The following is a 14,754-nucleotide window of genomic DNA, read 5'->3' as shown; positions in this document are numbered from 1 at the left end:
CCGGCGCTCCCATTACGGAGTGCCGGCTTTTTTTATCTCTTCCTGATTTTCATAAAACTGAGGAAAGCAAGTGCAAGCGCCAAAACGGTATATCCCGCTATCGGCCAAATATGCTGATGAAAGGAAGAATAATCTCCGGATATGACTTCCTGGGCCAGCTCGATCGAGTGAATAAACGGTAAGGCATAAGCGATATGTTTGAATGTGTCACCGAGCAGGCTCACCTCCATCCAAGCCCCGCCCAGAAATTGCACGAGTGTAATATAAATCGTTCCGATGCCTGAAATTTGTTTGTCCGTAAACACAGCCCCTAAACATAAACCGAAGAAAACGGACATCATCGCAATCGGCAGCAAGACAGCGATACCTGCGAGAAGATTCATCCACTCGGCGGATAAACCGGCAGCCGCTGCTGCGATAAAACAAATGACGATTTGTAAAATGGCTAACGGCAGCATCGGTATTGCATAACCGATGACATAATCGGCTGTTTTTAAAGGGGAAGCAAACAAACGGGTCAAAAGGGCGGTCTGTTTGTCTTTTGCGATCAGCAATGCAGAGAACATCGTAAGGAAAGCAAAACCGAAAACAATGAGTCCGGGTGCTAAATGCTGAATTTTAAAGGTATCAAGCGGCGCATTTTTTTCAATCGCCGTAAACAGAAACAATAGAATAACAGGCAGTGCGATTCCAAGGATAATAGACAGGGGGTCACGAAAAATTTCTTTGCGGTTGCGAATGGCGAAATCAAGCATAAAGACCCGCCTCCCCGTCACAAATCGCTAAAAAGGCATCTTCAAATGTGGCTGAATGAGTTTGCTTTTTCAGAGCCTCCGCCGTACCCAGTGCTTTTAAAGTCCCATTTTCTAAAATGCAAATACGATCTGCCAGGGCTTCAGCCTCTTCTAAATAGTGTGTCGTTAAAATAATCGTCATGTCACCCTTTAATGCCTCAAGATTTTTCCACAACTCGCGGCGTGAACGGACGTCAAGCCCTAATGTCGGCTCATCTAAGAAATAAATATCCGGCTTGGTGATCATTCCCATTGCGATGCTGAGGCGGCGCTGCATTCCTCCTGATAATGTTTTTGTTTTTGCTCTTTCTTTCTCTTTTAATTGAAACAATTCGAGCATCTCATCTGTTCTTTTTTTTTGCTTCTTTTTTCGGAATTCCGTAGACTCCGGCTATAAACTCTAAGTTTTCCCGTACGGTTAGATGAGGAGCGATGGCTGTTTCCTGCGGGGACATATTCAATTTCGGTTTTATTTTATCCAAATCAGTCAAAATACTGTGTCCAAGCACTGATGCATCACCGTCATCCGGAGAAAGGAGTCCGCAAAGCATACTGATTAATGTCGTTTTTCCGGCTCCGTTCTCACCGAGTAAAGCGAAAAATTCCCCTTTCTCAACTGAGAACTCAAGACGGTCAACGGCGGCGGTTTCTTTATAATGTTTCGTTAATTGCTTCAGCTCAATCGCGTGCATTTACTCATCCTCGCTATCTTCATCGATTTGCTTAGCGTTTAAAATATCTTTTGCAAACTCGAAAAAGAGTTCTTGTTTAACAAGTGCGATACCTTGCTGGTCATCTCCGAGCATAAGCAGTGAATCCCCCGGATTTATATCGAAAACATCTCTTGCTTCTTTAGGAATGACAATCTGTCCTTTTGTACCCACTTTAACAGTCCCGAATATGTGTTTTCCTTTTGGTGCCGTCATGTTTATCCCTCCGAAATATGAATTGTACTTTTTGTATGAATTGTAATACTTCGCATACTAAACATACATTAACCTTCCATAAAATGCAATAAAATTCATGAAATAGTATTATTTTCATAAAAAAAGCACTCCTGCCATATAACAGGAGTGCTTTTGATTTTATCGTTTGTGTTCCTTTATCATTTCCAGATGGGGGATGCCCGCATCGAGAAATTCTTCGCCGGATGTGACGCGGTATCCTTGTTTTTCGTAAAACGGAACCGCCTGCGTCTGCGCATGTAAGATAAAGCTGTCGGCGCCCTTGGCTGCCGCCGCTTTTTCAAGCGCCTGCATAATGATGGCTCCGACGCCTAAAGAACGATGGCTTTTCATCACGCAGATGCGCTCTAATTTTCCATGCCCGTCTTTCAAGCGCCATCTGCCGGCTCCGACCGGCTGGCCGCCGTCATATATGACTATATGCTCTGACGTGTCTTCGAATTGATCAATCTCTTCTTCTTCCGGAACGTGCTGTTCTTTAACAAAGACCTCTTTTCTGATGAAAAAAGCGTCGTTTAGCTGTTTTTCAGTTTTTGCGATGATGGATTCCAAGCAGTTATTCTCCTCCGCCTAATAAAAATGTTTCGTACACAGTCCATGAGCCGTTATCCAGCTGATAGAGCAAGTGAAAACGGTCGATGACTTCTTCGTGGGAAATGTCCTGCATTTTCAGCTGTCCGAGTACGTCGGAATGTTCATCTGACGACAGCTTCTGGCCGACCGTGACATGCGGAACGAAGCTGTATTCCGGCTCGCCGGATAATGCTCCTGAGTAGCATTTCTCACTCAGAGATTTTAATTCCTCCGTCGGCTCTGCTTTCATATATATCACATTATTCACAGGAGAAAACGAGCTGTATTTTGTGATTTTCAGAACGAGCGGATGCGACTCTTTCGCCGTCTGTCTCAGCTGTGATACGACCTGCTCGATTTCCTGTTCTGTCGCTTCAAACGGATCTCTTACCGTCAGATGCGGCGGAATGAGCGCGTAGCTCGGGTCGTAGCGTTTCCGGTACGAATTTGCGAGATCCTGTAATTTTTTTGATGGAAATAAAACAATACCGTATTTCATGAAAGTTCCCTCCTTAAATGAATGGTTACAGCATTTTTTTCAGCGCCGGCGTGATGAGCGGCTGCCAGTAGGTCCATTTATGATCCCCGTCGAAGGTTTCATACGTGTATTCAGACTGTTTGCTTTCCAGCAGCTGTTTGAGCTCTTCGTTCGGCGCGGTGAAATCAAGAACCTGGCCGTCTGTCGTGTGAACGCCGGTTTCTTTTTCTCCGATTTGATGATAAACGGAAATCTGTTTGAGATCCTCCGACTGCCGGACGGCATCCAGCACGTGCCCGTCAACATACGGAGACTGCATGATGACGTTTCCAAACATGTTCGGATAGTCAATCGCCGTCATGAGCGAAACGGTTCCGCCGAGGGAATCCCCAATCATGGTGCGGCCGTATCCGACTTGATAAGTCGGGTATTCTTTGTCGATAAAAGGAACGAGCTCATTTGCGATAAACCGCTTATATGAGGCGAACTTAGAGCCTTCTGGATGGTATGTGTTTCTTCGCTCCCGCACATTTTTATAAGGGACGCCGATAATGATGCAGCGGTCAATTTCCCCTTTTGACATAAGCTCTTCCGCCTGCCGCCCGATTCTCCCTAATCTGAAATAATCATGGCCGTCCTGAGCGATGACCGTATGATATTTATACAGGGGGGAGAAGGTGGCGGGCAGGTAGACCAAAACGGTCATTTCCTCTTCAAGCTCATGGGAGAAAAGTTTTTTCTCATGAATGATTCCGTTTTTTGATGCCACTTCGCATTCCTCCAGGCCGCTTCTTGTCTTGATGGTTTTTTCCTATTGTACCATGAATTATTAGAAATTTCTTTCTTCAGATGCACTTCTTGCGAGAGTTCAGATAAATAAAAAGTTGTTGAAATCCATTTTATAGTGCGTTAATATAGAACAATCAGAAAATACAAAACAATATTCTTATCACGAGAGGTGGAGGGACTGGCCCTTTGAAACCTCAGCAACCGGTTTGCTTTGCCGCGGGAAGGCAAAGTGCCAAGGTGCTAAATCCAGCAAGCGATTCACATGCTTGGAAGATAAGAGGAAGAGAAAAGCTCCTTCTTCTTATGAAGAGGGGGCTTTTTTATTTTTGAAAAAGGATGGTGCTTACTGATGACGCAGCATGTTGATACAAAATTAGCCCAAATCGGAAATAGAAGCGAAGAAGCAACGGGAACGGTCAGTCCGCCGATTTATCTGTCCACCGCTTACCGACATAGAGGAATTGGAGAATCTACAGGCTTTGATTATGTGCGTACGAAAAACCCGACACGCCAGCTCGTTGAAGACGCTATCGCCGTGTTGGAAAACGGTGCGAGAGGCTTTGCTTTCAGCTCGGGAATGGCAGCCATTCAAACGATTATGGCTTTATTTAAAAGCGGAGATGAATTGATTGTATCCTCCGATTTATACGGAGGCACGTACCGTTTGTTTGAAAACGAATGGAGAAAATACGGCTTAAGCTTTATTTACGATGATTTCAGCGATGAAGACTGTTTACGCTCCAAAATAACGAAAAACACGAAAGCGGTATTTGTTGAAACGCCGACAAACCCGTTAATGCAGGAGGCGGACATTGAAAAAATCGCCCGGATTACGAAAGAAGCCGGCCTGCTCTTGATTGTCGATAATACGTTTTATACCCCGGTGCTACAGCGCCCGCTTGAACTGGGAGCGGACATCGTCATTCACAGCGCCACAAAATATTTAGGCGGGCACAATGATCTCCTTGCCGGTCTTGCTGTCGTAAAGGATGAAGAGCTCGGCGAGATCATGTTTAATCACCAAAATGCGATCGGTGCGGTTCTCCCGCCGTTTGATTCGTGGCTTTTAATGAGAGGGATGAAAACACTCGGACTCAGAATGCGCCGTCATGAAGAAAACGCCCGTGAACTTGCGGAATTTTTAGAACAGGAAGAAGAAATCGCCGATGTGTTATATCCCGGAAAAGGCGGGATGCTGTCTTTCCGGCTGCAAAAAGAGGAATGGGTCAATCCGTTTTTAAAGGCGCTGAAAACGATCTGTTTCGCAGAAAGTCTCGGCGGGGTGGAAAGCTTTATTACATACCCCGCGACACAGACGCACATGGATATTCCTGAAGACATCCGTATCGCAAACGGCGTCTGCAACCGTCTGCTGAGATTTTCAGTGGGCATTGAACATGCAGAAGATTTGAAGCGGGATGTAAAGCAGGCATTACAGCAAGTAAAAGAGGGGGCCGTGTCATATGAGTAATCACAATTGGACGCTGGAAACCCAGCTCGTGCACAATCCATTTAAAACAGACGGAGCCACCGGAGCCGTCAGCGTCCCGATCCAGCATGCTTCCACATTCCATCAGTCTTCATTTGAAGAATTCGGGACATATGACTACAGCCGCTCAGGCACACCGACAAGAACAGCGCTTGAAGAAACGATCGCAGGTCTTGAAGGCGGAACGAGAGGCTTTGCTTTCAGCTCGGGAATGGCGGCGATTTCGACGGCATTTCTGCTCTTATCCCAAGGCGACCATGTTCTCGTCACGGAGGACGTGTACGGCGGAACATTCCGCATGGTGACTGAGGTTCTGTCCCGTTTCGGGATCGAACATACCTTTGTCGATATGACGGACACAGAAGCGGTCGCCCGCGCCATCCGGCCGAATACGAAAGCCATTTATATGGAAACACCGTCAAACCCGACGCTCGGCATCACGGATATTAAGGGCCTCGTCAAATTGGCAAAGGATCACGGCTGCCTGACATACCTTGACAATACATTCATGACGCCTGCACTGCAACGGCCGCTTGATCTCGGCGTAGATATCGTGCTTCACAGCGCGACGAAATTTTTAAGCGGCCACAGTGACGTGCTGTCAGGCCTTGCCGCCGTAAAGGATGAAGAGCTCGGCAATCAGCTGTATAAGCTGCAAAACTCATTTGGAGCGGTGCTCGGCGTTCAGGACTGCTGGCTCGTATTGAGAGGCTTAAAAACATTGCAGGTCAGACTGGAAAAAGCAAGCCGGACGGCTGAGAGGCTGGCTGCCTATTTTGACGGGCATCCCGCCGTCAAAAACGTTTACTATCCCGGCCTTGCCGGACACCCGGGAGCCGATACCCATAAACGTCAAGCGAGCGGAGCGGGCGCCGTCCTGTCTTTTGAATTGGAAAGCAAAGAAGCCGTCAAAAAGCTGGTCGAAAACGTATCGCTTCCGGTATTTGCCGTCAGCCTCGGCGCCGTCGAGTCCATTCTCTCATACCCTGCAGCCATGTCGCATGCCGCCATGCCGAAAGCAGAGAGGGAGAAACGCGGCATCACAGACGGCCTTCTGCGCCTGAGCGTAGGAGTCGAAAACGCCGAAGATTTAGAACGGGACTTCGAACAGGCATTGAAAAAAATAACTCCCGCCCAAGTGAGATCATAAACGAAAAGGGCGCCGTCAATTTTGTGACGCGCCCTTTTTTTATTTTAGATAAAAAAAGTGTTGACGAATGAGAAATCAGGATATATAATTATAAATGTCAGAGAGACAACAACATACCCAGCAACACATACATATCATGATTCCGTAGCTCAGCTGGGAGAGCGCTACCTTGACAGGGTAGAGGTCGCTGGTTCGAGCCCAGTCGGAATCATAGCCAAAACCCTTGCGTAGCAAGGGTTTTTTACTTTGCTTATTTATTGATTTTGTCATCATTCATCGAGTTGGGGACGAATTGGGGACGAAATTATTTTTTTGAGCTGATTTTGAAGAAGAATTTCAAAATCAACTCTGTTTTTGTGCTAGGTTTCTAGGATCGAACTGATTAAAGTGTTTTACTGTGCTATTTTCGAGTTTCTCGGTAACATGACCATAAATATCACTAGTTGTTCGAGCACTGGCATGTCCAGCTCTTCGTTGAATAGCACTGAGACTTTCGCCAGCTTCCATAAGGAGAGCAACCATAGTATGCCGCAAGTCATGAAGACGAACATCTTTTAGACCGTACTTCTTTTTTATTTTAGTCCATTTTGCAGTAGGGGTTGTATAGTAGTAAGGTTTTCCTTTACCACTGTGAAACACATATTGATGTTCTCCGCCTTCCCATGCGTCGCCAAGCAACAATTTTTCTTTTTTCCATATGCGATAAAATTTAGCCAATTCATTCATATAAAAATCAGGCATTTTGACGAATCGTTGAGAACTTTTTGACTTTGGACTTTTGACATGAGGCTCTCCGTTAATTGTTTTAGAAATTGATCTATTTACGTATATTCCACCTTTGTCCCAATCTACATCCAAGTGCCATTCACAGGCAAGAGCTTCCCCTCTACGAAGCCCCCCGATCAGAGCTGCAAGATAATATAAGCGCCATTTAATATCTATTTCATACAACACTTTAATACATTCAGCTGCTTCGTCAGATTCAAGAAAGTTCATTTCTTTATTCTCAGCTTCTGGCGAACTCAATCCCTCAATAGGGTCGTCTTTTATCAATTTCCATTCCTCTGTGGCAGTTTTAAATAATGCTTGTAAGATTTTAAATATATCTTTGATTGTTTGATCGCCTAATCCGCCAGGCTTTCCATCTTTTCTAGCCCCATCTTTAGATAAATCATCTATAAAATCAACAATATGAAGGCTTTTTATTTTGTCTATTTTTTTATGACCTAATGCTGGAAGAATGTGATTTTTTAAGTGATTTGAATATTTGACAGATGTTGTATAAGAGTAAGGCTTACCATTCTTATTAAACAGTTTCTTTTCAACCCATTTCTCTGCAAATGATTCGAATGTTGATTTTTCAGGAGCAATATACTCACCAGCCTCTACTTCAATTCTGAAGCGGTGCAGCTGGTCTTCAAGGTATTCCTGTAATTTTCGTTTAGATTTTAATATCTTTGGATCTTCAATACGAATCGACTTCTTTTTCCTATCTCTTTTACCATTTACGTCATAACCATTTTCGACAATTAATCTAAAAGATTTTTCACTGCGCCGTTCAATACTAGCCATTTGGCTACCTCCTAACATTCAATTTACTTATTTGATGGAGTTTTTTATGCCAGAGAATTGAAAACTGTTTTCTGTTGAATATTTCTAGCCGTTTAGCGGCCAAGGAATATGTCACATTAAATGTATCTCCTATTAATTTAATGGCCTCTGATTTAAGACGGGGCAGCTGCATTTTTATGAGCATGAACGTTGGTACGCAGAAGTGATACATGAAACTGTTCGCCTGGTATTCCTGAAGCTGCCTGAACATTCTATTCATGTGAAATTGGTTTCCAGTATGTTTTAAGACATGGCATAGCTCATGAACAAAGTCTTGCCACTGTTCTTGTGGAGAGGCACGAGCATCAAGGACAACGCTATACTCACCGTTAATTTGAAACATGCAGCTGTCTCTTTGCTCATAATGCAGCCAGATACGAAATGCCGCGGCAATTCTTTCTAAATCAATGTCTTCAGGGGTCTCAATATTTAATTTGTGATAGATTTTTTTCACTTCTTCTTCAAGATACGATAACTGGATTGACATTAAAAACACCACCGTAGAGGGAATGTATGTTCTGTTTTTGGTGTGAAAGAAAAGCCCTGAACGGACTTTCTCATTTGAAATAGGTATCAACAATTTCGTTTATAGTAGCAATAATAAAATGACAATCTCCTTGCAACACTTTGCCTGGACTTGTATGTGAAGATAAGTTTCTTACTTTATAGCATACATCTATGCGGCTTTTGAATTTGTAGCTGATGATTTTCTGTTCTCTTAAACGCTCGCCGAGTTTGTCTAACATAGTGCCATCACTATCTTTAACCTTTACACCATTTTCTTTCAGTAACAATTTACACAACGTTTCCAGACATACACCTAGAGTAGCGCAAGAGGCCAGGTATAAAGAATTTTCGTAAGCCGCGATAGCTTGGTCCATTTGATAACTAAAATCTTCATCATTGACTCTATCAATAATAGCTTTTAGATCTAAAAGAGAATAAGTATATTTCTTAGCTGCATCTTTTGCATAGTAACTAGTTGGATGATTAACATGTTCAACAAATTTACGGCCGTCTCGGCTTACTAAAGCTAGCATTTGCTGACGGAAATTTTTTTGCCACGCTTCACTGTTAATATAAGTAGTAAACTCATCAGTTGTTTTATGATTTAGTTCCTCACTAAGTGCTGAAATATTGTGATTATCAAGTATATTTTTCTTTTCAATACTGGCTTTCTCTATAAGTTTATGTAAAGCGAACGCTTCTAGAGAATTATATTTCGAATAGTTTTCGTAATGTTTTGCTTCGGTCAGATCAATCAACTCTAATTCCAAGTTTTTATCTTTATCGTGAATCAAGTACAAGATATCTGAGTAATTCGCACCTAGGATAGGTGACAACTTTACCACATAGAGTTTTATATTTGAGAGATCTTTTAAAAGAAAAGCTTCTGGATTTGTTGAATATGCTGGAGAGTATAGAGTTTCGATAATTTGCTTATAGATTGCTAATTTACTTTTAACGTATATCTTAACATTTTCCTCAAACACTTAAAAACCACCTTTTATTACAGATTCAGCAACTGTTTCTTTTTAATTTCATATTCTTCTGGAGTGATAGCGCCCATGTCCAATAACTCTTTATATTTTTTCAGCTCATCGGCTGCTGAAATACTTGGTGCTTGTGCAGATGCCGCGGTTGCTGCCGATTGTGCTGGCGCAGACTGATGTTCCTCGATATACTTCTGAATTTCTAAAACCATCGGCAATTCATTTGGACCGAAAGTGAAGGAGTTATCGTCTTGTATTGCGTCCCAGAGTCCACTTGTTTCATTAGCAGCTGGCGTTAAAAATTGAAAATAGCCAGAGGTGACTAATCCTGGTTTTTTTATTTGAAGACCGGACAGTTCGCTGATTCTATAAGATTTCTCCCCACTATATCCTCGTGTGATAGTGTTAACAGCGCCTTTTCTTGCTACTCTTATATAGTTTCCATCAAGTGTGATTGTTGTTTTTGCAGATTTAAAATAATACTCTTTGATGTGCTTTTTCGATTCTTCTTCAATTTTCTTTTGTTCTTGGATGACCTTTTCTTTTTCCAGATTGAATTTTTCTTCATTACCAGTAATTTTAGATTCTACATATTTACTTACTGCCTCTGGATTTCCTTCTGTTATGTTAGTGATACTGAATTCTCCATCTGAAGTTGTGCAATCTATCCGATAACCAGCAAGAGCTTTTTTAGTAACAGACATTTTTAAAATAGAATCGTAAGGCCATTTCTCTGTAATCAGTGCATCCTTTTTAAGATAGAAGAAATACACATAATCATCTGTTACGGCAAATATACCAGTAGGCAGGCTGACAACTTTAGATCTATTCAAGCTACCTCTTGCAATTTCCAATACGGTTTCGTTTAGCTCATTAAGCATCATTTTATAAGTTTTTACAAAGTTTTTAGAAGCCTTCATGTGTTTTTTGAATTGACAGTTATACACTTCACCATTCTCTGACAAAAAAGACAAATTGAATTTCCCCTTTTTAAGTAATAACAGTTGAGTTTATCTCTTTTTTTCCTGATCCAATCCAGTTTGAATCCTGAAGCAATCCAGAAGAGGACGATCGCTGTATCCCTTGATATAACTGGCTTCAACCTACTGGTGAACATTTCTTTCCCGATCTAGTTCAGTTGTAATCCCGATCCAATCCCGATCTTATTAGTAAACAGAAATAACATAATAAATAATATAAATAAAGGTTTCGCCAGTATATTACTTTTTAGGCTTTCGGCCTTCGCGTTCTTCTTTCTCTTTAAGGTACTTTATAAAATCAATTGTTTGCTTTTGGTTTTCTTCTGAGAAATCAATAGCATCTTTAAAAGCAATTTGTAGATCAGAGTCTTTAAATTCATTTGCTGTTGTTTTTTCTGATACTTTGGATTCCAAAGAGTCGCTTCTGCCAATTAGGTAATCGGTAGAAACGTCAAACAGTTCTGAGAACTTAAGTAACTCGGTATCCGTCACTGGCCTTTTGCCTGATTCTATTCTGCTCAAGACACTATAATTAATATTGATCCTAGTTCCTAGTTCTCGTAATGACCAATTATTTTTTTCACGAAGTTCCTTAATTCTTTGACCTAATTTATTTGTCATTAAAATCACCAGAGTCCTTTTATTGGCATTTCCATATTAGCAACATAATCATAGCATGTTTCCAATACAGAAATAAATATTTTGCTAAAATCGCAACAATAGTGTTGACTTTGCTGAAACAACAACATATACTGTAGATAAGTTGCTGAAACAACAACGACATGGAGGTGATAAAGTGATATTTGATTTGGTCTTTATTAAAAAAAGAAGAATTGAACTCGACCTTTCACTGCAGATGTTAGCTAATGCTTTGGGTTTTAAAGATGCATCAACATATCTAAAGTATGAAAGAGGAGAGTACTCTTTCAAAGCTAAACAGCTGCCAAGTTTGGCCAATGTCCTTGAGTGCCATGTTACTGATTTTTTTACCCAAAACGTTGCTTGATTAGCAACAGGAATGATAGGAGGTTTAAGTATGGTACGTAACACATTAACTGTGCAGGAAACAGCTGATTACCTGGGTGTTCACCATGACACAATTTACACAATGGTTCGAGAAAAACAAATTCCTCACTTTCGTGTGCGAAATCGGATTTTCTTTACCAAACACAATATTGACGCATGGATTGAAGCTCAAGAACAAGCAATCATGAAAGAGGCTCTATAGAGCAAATATTTGTTTTTATTGTGGCCACAAAAGCGAAATTTGCAGCCCTATGAGGTTGAATATTCGAAAAATCATAAGCCAATACAATAAAACATCTTTTAACCTTAATTAAATTTTAACAGCAAACAGCTGAATATATCAGGAGGCAAACATATGGAGAACAATCCGTACAACTTGCGGAATTTACCGAAGATCATGCGCTGTGTTCGGAAAAAGGCTGGATTTACACAATATCAGATCGGCAGTTTGATAGGCGGGAAGGATCAACGTTACGTTTCCGATGTTGAAAATGGTTTTAGTAAGCTGACCCCCGAATTATGCATCAGATGGTTTGAGGCGTGTGAGGCCTATGAACATATTGATCTCGTACATTATCTTTTTCGGCTGCATCCGACAACAGCGGCTCCAATAGACCCAGCTCTTAACGAGAGCGCAAGCGCAGCGGTAATCAACATGGTTCACCAGCTTGAAGAAGCATTGCAAGCCACAAAGCATTTAGCGCGCTGGCTGGCAAATGATAGACCGAGCGGACAGGCAGAAGAATTGCCAATGGCCGATATTAAACAGATTTTTGATCTGATCCCAGCAAACAAAACGCTGATATATTCGCTGGCCCGCAGTCATGGTCTGAATATGAAAGAGCTGGCCGAAAGGTGGACCCGTAAAGCGCTAGTGAATCAGGTTGCGATGGCAAAAACAGAGGAAAGGCAGGCATTGTTGGTATGAAAATCAATCAATTTCTTAAATCGGATGCAAATTCAGCAAAAAGAAAAATCGAGTCGGCGGAAGAGCTCTCTATCTTGCTTTCGGAGGCGTTACGGGATGGCGATTACGAAGAAGCTATCAGTCTTGCAGGGAGCATCAAGGTTATTGCGGAGGATATTAATAGGCTGGCCAATAAAGGGCACTTACATCAAACTGTTTTAAATATGGCAGCTCGCGGAATTCACCTGAGTGTTGTGAGTAGGTGTTCGCGATGAATATTGAAAATCCGATGGTCTTGAACAACTGGCATGACAAGCTGACTGAGCCGGAAACGCAAAAAGATTTCTTTGGAGATGAAGTAACGGCTTTCGATGATTACGTGATAGATAGTGCTGAAGGTGAAGTCATCTTGAGGAAAAACCTTGAGCGGTATCTGAAGGAGCATCTTGGTTTTGAATTTAAAAATGCTCAATAAAAAAAGCCCACTTGGCAGAGTGGACTTCAAAAGGTCTTTTGGTAAATATTAGTTCCTTTATTATACCAAATTACCTCATAAAAGACAATGGAGGTTTTACACATGGCAAAACGAATAACAGCATCTTTCAGTGACCGGGCGGACGATCAGAAGCGCCTGAGAGAAGTCGGCGGCTCAATCATGTTCAGTAAAGGCAAACCCGTATTTTCCTTTCCGTCAATGGATGCATACCGAGAATGGCAGCGGCTTGGAACGGAAGCATACAAAAGAAAGGTGGCAGAAGCACAATGAATGGATTATCACAGGTAGATTACTCAGATTACATGCCGGCGCCCCAGCAGGCTACTGGCGTGACTACGGAAGCGATGGTAAGCCGACAGGCTCAAGAAGTACAGGCGGCAATGGTCATCGCAAAGAAATTCCCACGGGACGTATACGCGGCGTTTGACCGGATTAAAAAAGCATGCGAACGGAGGCTCTTGGCCGAGAATGCGGTGTATGAATATCCTCGCGGCGGCACAAAGGTTTCCGGTCCATCTATCCGGCTGGCGGAGGCCTTGGCTCAGAATTGGGGGAACATTGATTACGGAATTATGGAGTTGGAACAAAAGGCCGGTGAATCATCTGTCATGGCTTACGCTTGGGATCTTGAAACGAATACCCGGCAAACCAAAATATTCACTGTGAAGCATGAACGGAAGGCGCGGGGTGCCATTACAAAACTTGATGATCCGAGGGATATTTACGAAATGGTTGCCAATCAAGGAGCCCGCCGGGTTCGCGCCTGCATACTTGGAGTGATTCCGGGAGACATCGTTGATGCGGCGGTAGATATGTGTCAAAAAACATTGATTAGCGGTCATAAGGAACCACTGGAAGACCGGCTCAGAAGCGCCTTCTCCCTTTTTAAAAAAGAGTTTGGCATCACTAAGGAAATGATTCAGGAGTACATCGGCAGTAATGTTGACGCCTTCACTGAGCAAGATTTCTTGAAAATTGGTCGTATTTACACGTCCCTGCGTGATGGGATGGCGAAGAAAGAGGATTACTTCAATGTGAAGGCCACAGTCGCGACTAAATCAAAGGCTGAGGAAGAATTCAAAAAGCAGAAAGAGCAAGCTGACATGCCTGCTGATAGTAAAGAAAAGGCGGGTGATCCTGCTAATGCGGATACCGGCGCTGAGCAAGGAGAATTATTACTCTAACGAGATTGATAGACAATACATGTCAAATTCTCAATATAAAAGTTTTTTGCAGTGCGAGGCTGCCACGATGGCAAAGCTGAACGGAGAATGGACGCCGTCCACATCAGAGGCGCTCCTCTTCGGCCAATACGTTCATGCCTGGCTTGAGGGTGAACAGGCTTTTGATGAATTCAAGATGAATACACCTTCGCTATTTACTCAAAAAGGTCAGCTGTACAAGCAGTATCAGTTAGGTGATCTGATGATTGAGGCGATTCAAAATGATGATCTCTGTATGTTTGTTCTTCAAGGAGAAAAGGAAGTCATCGTAACTGCTGAATTGTTCGGTGTTCCGTGGAAAGGAAAGCTGGACGTATACAACCCAGCTGGCGGCCGTTTCTCCGATCTGAAAACAGCGCGGTCATTGCGGGAGAAAGTTTGGGACCCGGAAATAGGATATTGCTCTTTTGTTGAGGCATACGGATACATCGCTCAGATGGCGCTTTACGCAGAGATTGAAAAACGGATGACTGGACGGAGCGAATGGCTTGAGCCCCTGATCGTAGGGGTTTCAAAAGAAGATCCACCTGATAAAGCTGTCATCAATATTGATGAGGGCAGGATGGAAATAGAGCTTGAAGAGATTGAGCAGCGGATGGATCGGATTTTGCAAGTGAAACACGGCGGAGAGAAGCCGGAGCGGTGCGAAAAATGCAAGTATTGCCGGGCCACTAATCAACTGAACAGTATCATCCATTTTTCGGAGTTGGTGAGCTGATGAAAAGGGACCTGATCAGGATTCCTATCCCGCATTGTTATATTTGGCTGGTCAAAACGGTT

20 protein-coding genes, 1 tRNA gene, 1 pseudogene and 1 riboswitch are annotated in these 14,754 nt (G+C 42.7%); of the genes and pseudogenes, 11 read left to right on the top strand and 11 right to left on the bottom strand.

Annotated elements, in window-relative coordinates:
* Positions 1-32 precede the first annotated feature (32 nt).
* The 6 genes and pseudogenes from NQS30_RS08965 to NQS30_RS08940 form a co-directional block, all read right to left on the bottom strand.
* Positions 33-755: an ABC transporter permease gene (locus tag NQS30_RS08965; protein ID WP_015239588.1), complete on the bottom strand. Its 723-nt coding sequence runs from the start codon at positions 753-755 to the stop codon at positions 33-35.
* Positions 748-1,486: pseudogene (locus tag NQS30_RS08960) on the bottom strand (ABC transporter ATP-binding protein). The gene NQS30_RS08965 and the pseudogene NQS30_RS08960 overlap by 8 nt, the downstream one beginning before the upstream one ends.
* Entirely contained in the window at positions 1,487-1,720 is a 234-nt protein-coding gene (locus NQS30_RS08955; RefSeq protein WP_007409078.1) for an AbrB/MazE/SpoVT family DNA-binding domain-containing protein, read from the bottom strand.
* Between the two features lie 159 nt (positions 1,721-1,879).
* Complete coding sequence (locus tag NQS30_RS08950; RefSeq protein ID WP_061581917.1) at positions 1,880-2,311, bottom strand: GNAT family N-acetyltransferase; 432 nt, start codon at positions 2,309-2,311, stop codon at positions 1,880-1,882.
* Between the two features lie 4 nt (positions 2,312-2,315).
* The gene (locus NQS30_RS08945; RefSeq protein ID WP_003154969.1) at positions 2,316-2,831 is read right to left on the bottom strand and encodes a YjcG family protein; all 516 of its coding nucleotides are present in this window, start codon (positions 2,829-2,831) and stop codon (positions 2,316-2,318) included.
* A gap of 25 nt (positions 2,832-2,856) precedes the next feature.
* Complete coding sequence (locus NQS30_RS08940; protein ID WP_007409075.1) at positions 2,857-3,579, bottom strand: esterase family protein; 723 nt, start codon at positions 3,577-3,579, stop codon at positions 2,857-2,859.
* Positions 3,580-3,753: 174 nt separating this feature from the next.
* Positions 3,754-3,879, top strand: a riboswitch (SAM riboswitch).
* 69 nt (positions 3,880-3,948) lie between these two features.
* Here NQS30_RS08940 and NQS30_RS08935 point away from each other — a divergent pair.
* The 3 genes from NQS30_RS08935 (at position 3,949) to NQS30_RS08925 (ending at position 6,449) form a co-directional block, all read left to right on the top strand.
* Positions 3,949-5,070 (top strand): methionine biosynthesis PLP-dependent protein, encoded by a 1,122-nt coding sequence (locus tag NQS30_RS08935; protein ID WP_132106242.1) that lies wholly within the window; start codon positions 3,949-3,951, stop codon positions 5,068-5,070.
* Positions 5,063-6,238: a cystathionine beta-lyase gene (gene metC, locus NQS30_RS08930; RefSeq protein WP_015239589.1), complete on the top strand. Its 1,176-nt coding sequence runs from the start codon at positions 5,063-5,065 to the stop codon at positions 6,236-6,238. The genes NQS30_RS08935 and metC overlap by 8 nt, the downstream gene beginning before the upstream one ends.
* Before the next feature lie 138 nt (positions 6,239-6,376).
* Positions 6,377-6,449 (top strand) — tRNA-Val (locus NQS30_RS08925).
* A 131-nt stretch (positions 6,450-6,580) separates the two neighbouring features.
* Here NQS30_RS08925 and NQS30_RS08920 read toward each other — a convergent pair.
* From NQS30_RS08920 to NQS30_RS08900, 5 genes are all read right to left on the bottom strand, one after another.
* Entirely contained in the window at positions 6,581-7,810 is a 1,230-nt protein-coding gene (locus NQS30_RS08920) for a tyrosine-type recombinase/integrase (RefSeq protein ID WP_218791564.1), read from the bottom strand.
* Between the two features lie 4 nt (positions 7,811-7,814).
* Positions 7,815-8,336, bottom strand: a complete 522-nt coding sequence (locus NQS30_RS08915; protein ID WP_218791565.1) for an ImmA/IrrE family metallo-endopeptidase — start codon at positions 8,334-8,336, stop codon at positions 7,815-7,817.
* A gap of 70 nt (positions 8,337-8,406) precedes the next feature.
* Positions 8,407-9,342: a hypothetical protein gene (locus NQS30_RS08910; protein ID WP_218791566.1), complete on the bottom strand. Its 936-nt coding sequence runs from the start codon at positions 9,340-9,342 to the stop codon at positions 8,407-8,409.
* Between the two features lie 17 nt (positions 9,343-9,359).
* Positions 9,360-10,316, bottom strand: coding sequence for an SHOCT domain-containing protein (locus tag NQS30_RS08905; RefSeq protein ID WP_218791567.1), 957 nt, complete (start codon positions 10,314-10,316; stop codon positions 9,360-9,362).
* Between the two features lie 246 nt (positions 10,317-10,562).
* On the bottom strand, positions 10,563-10,943 hold the full coding sequence (locus NQS30_RS08900) for a helix-turn-helix domain-containing protein (protein ID WP_218791568.1): 381 nt from the start codon (positions 10,941-10,943) through the stop codon (positions 10,563-10,565).
* Positions 10,944-11,118: 175 nt separating this feature from the next.
* Between NQS30_RS08900 and NQS30_RS08895 the strand changes: the two genes are divergently transcribed.
* From NQS30_RS08895 to NQS30_RS08860, 8 genes are all read left to right on the top strand, one after another.
* Positions 11,119-11,328: a helix-turn-helix domain-containing protein gene (locus NQS30_RS08895; RefSeq protein ID WP_232603443.1), complete on the top strand. Its 210-nt coding sequence runs from the start codon at positions 11,119-11,121 to the stop codon at positions 11,326-11,328.
* A 30-nt stretch (positions 11,329-11,358) separates the two neighbouring features.
* A complete protein-coding gene (locus NQS30_RS08890; RefSeq protein WP_218791569.1) occupies positions 11,359-11,550 on the top strand; it encodes a helix-turn-helix domain-containing protein in 192 nt (63 codons plus the stop codon).
* A 153-nt stretch (positions 11,551-11,703) separates the two neighbouring features.
* Positions 11,704-12,276: a helix-turn-helix domain-containing protein gene (locus NQS30_RS08885; protein WP_218791570.1), complete on the top strand. Its 573-nt coding sequence runs from the start codon at positions 11,704-11,706 to the stop codon at positions 12,274-12,276.
* Complete coding sequence (locus NQS30_RS08880; protein WP_218791571.1) at positions 12,273-12,530, top strand: YqaH family protein; 258 nt, start codon at positions 12,273-12,275, stop codon at positions 12,528-12,530. Before NQS30_RS08885 ends, NQS30_RS08880 begins: the two co-directional genes overlap by 4 nt.
* Positions 12,527-12,730, top strand: coding sequence for a YqaI family protein (locus NQS30_RS08875; protein WP_218791572.1), 204 nt, complete (start codon positions 12,527-12,529; stop codon positions 12,728-12,730). Before NQS30_RS08880 ends, NQS30_RS08875 begins: the two co-directional genes overlap by 4 nt.
* Positions 12,731-12,832: 102 nt before the next feature.
* Positions 12,833-13,021, top strand: coding sequence for a hypothetical protein (locus NQS30_RS08870; protein ID WP_218791573.1), 189 nt, complete (start codon positions 12,833-12,835; stop codon positions 13,019-13,021).
* Positions 13,018-13,935 carry a hypothetical protein gene (locus NQS30_RS08865; RefSeq protein ID WP_218791574.1) on the top strand — a complete coding sequence of 306 codons (918 nt, stop codon included), beginning with the start codon at positions 13,018-13,020 and terminating at the stop codon, positions 13,933-13,935. The genes NQS30_RS08870 and NQS30_RS08865 overlap by 4 nt, the downstream gene beginning before the upstream one ends.
* Positions 13,895-14,692 carry a PD-(D/E)XK nuclease-like domain-containing protein gene (locus NQS30_RS08860; protein ID WP_282996682.1) on the top strand — a complete coding sequence of 266 codons (798 nt, stop codon included), beginning with the start codon at positions 13,895-13,897 and terminating at the stop codon, positions 14,690-14,692. Before NQS30_RS08865 ends, NQS30_RS08860 begins: the two co-directional genes overlap by 41 nt.
* Positions 14,693-14,754: the final 62 nt, after the last annotated feature.

Source organism: Bacillus sp. B1(2022) (assembly GCF_040259625.1).
GTDB lineage: Bacteria > Bacillota > Bacilli > Bacillales > Bacillaceae > Bacillus > Bacillus velezensis.
Note: the sequence above shows the minus strand (reverse complement) of the source record. Positions and strands in the feature narration are given on the sequence as shown.